Source organism: Rhodococcus sp. AW25M09 (assembly GCF_000333955.1).
Taxonomy (GTDB): domain Bacteria; phylum Actinomycetota; class Actinomycetes; order Mycobacteriales; family Mycobacteriaceae; genus Rhodococcoides.
In genome coordinates, this window is the sequence record NZ_CAPS01000157.1 from 1 (window position 1) to 1,540 (window position 1,540).

At 67.3% G+C, this 1,540-nt stretch carries 2 protein-coding genes and 1 pseudogene; all 3 read left to right on the plus strand.

What is annotated here, in order from left to right; genetic code table 11:
- Positions 1–308, plus strand: a 308-nt coding sequence (locus RHODMAR_RS26720) for a BlaI/MecI/CopY family transcriptional regulator (protein ID WP_042940580.1), incomplete at its 5' end; no start/stop codon positions are given.
- Positions 305–1,261: a M56 family metallopeptidase gene (locus tag RHODMAR_RS26725; RefSeq protein WP_008720974.1), complete on the plus strand. Its 957-nt coding sequence runs from the start codon at positions 305–307 to the stop codon at positions 1,259–1,261. The genes RHODMAR_RS26720 and RHODMAR_RS26725, both read left to right, overlap by 4 nt.
- Positions 1,262–1,348: 87 nt before the next feature.
- Positions 1,349–1,540, plus strand: a pseudogene (locus RHODMAR_RS26730) (cytochrome ubiquinol oxidase subunit I); the annotation flags it as partial.

A 1,540-nucleotide genomic window follows, 5' to 3' on the forward strand; every position in this document is an offset into this window, starting at 1 on the left:
GGGAATGTGACCGACCACAGTCGGTCCACGACCTGCGTGAACTCATGGCCGACAGAAACCCCGCCTACACCACGATCCTGACCGTCGTGACCCATCTCCACGAGAAAGGGTGGGTCGAGCGGACCAAGCAGTCACGCGCCTATCTCTACTCGCCCGTGCAGTCGCGCGCGGAGGCCACCTCGCAAGCGCTGCGCGAAATCCTCGACACCAGTACCGACTCGGCCGCGGTGCTGATGCATTTCGCGAAAACCGTCACCGACGACGAGCTCGACGCTCTGCGGGGGAACCTGCCGGACGTGAACCGGTGATCGTCGCGCTGGTGTTGCTCCTCGCGGCGATCATCGCGGCCGTCGCCCTGCCGCAGCCGCTGACCTCGCTCACCCGCACCGTGAGCCCCACTCTCGCCTTGACCGCATGGATCGGCAGCATCGCCGGGGTGCTGTTTCTCGTGGGATCCGCGGTGGCCGTGTTGCTCTGGCCCGGTCATGCGCCCGCCGAGGGCATGGTCGAACTCGCCGTCCGCTGCCTGGGGTCACTGCAACACGCGGCGCAGCCGTGGATCGGGGAAGCGGTCGCCGGGGCATCGGTCGTCCTCGCGGTATCGGCATCGGCGCGCGTCCTGCGCTCGACTCGCCGTCAGCTTCGAGCCCGGTCCAAAGTCCGCGACTATCACCGCGATGTCATCGCCGTCGTGGCGCGCACGGACCCCGGACCCGAACCGATCATGTGGCTCGACCACCCGCTCCCGCTGGCCTACAGCATCGACGGTCGCCCCGGCTACGTCGTGGCCACCGAAGGCCTGCTTGCCCATCTCGATCCCGATCAACAGCGGGCAGTGATCGCACACGAACGTGCCCACCTGCGCGGGCGCCACCACCGCATCGTCAACATCTGCGAGATCCTGGCCAAAGCACTTCCTCGCGTTCCCCTGTTCGCCGCAGCACCTGCAGCGGTGCGGGTTCTGGTCGAGGTCGCCGCGGACCGGTCCGCGGCCGCGGTCACCAGCGCCGACACTGTGCGTTCGGCCTTGTCGACGGTCTCGCAGGCGCATTCGGCGCGTCCACTGTGGGCGTTGGGCCTGATCGGGGAATCGACCGCCGAGCGGTTGCATCACCTCGACACGAGCGCGCACACGCCGACCCGAACCGGAGCAGGCGCGTACGCTGCCGCCGCCGTGCTGCCGCTCGTGGTGCCGGCCGCCATGGCAATCCTCACCCTCAGTGCGGTCTCCGCCGCAGCGTGCGCGGTTCTGCTGACTTGAACCACCCCCAAAATACTATGCTGCATAGTATTTGGGCTAGGCTGTCGGACGCGTCCTGTAATTCGCGTGCGATTCGAAGGTGGTTCCATGACGGCGCTGACATCTCCTCCGGCTGCGCCGGCGGTCCGCCCCTATCCTCCCCGCGGGGCACGCAAGGGGTCGTTCCTGCACACGATGGTCACCACCACCGATCCGAAGGTCATCGGGCTGATGTACTTGGTGACCTCGTTCGGGTTCTTCCTCGTCGGTGGCCTGATGGCGTTGATCATGCGCTCCGAA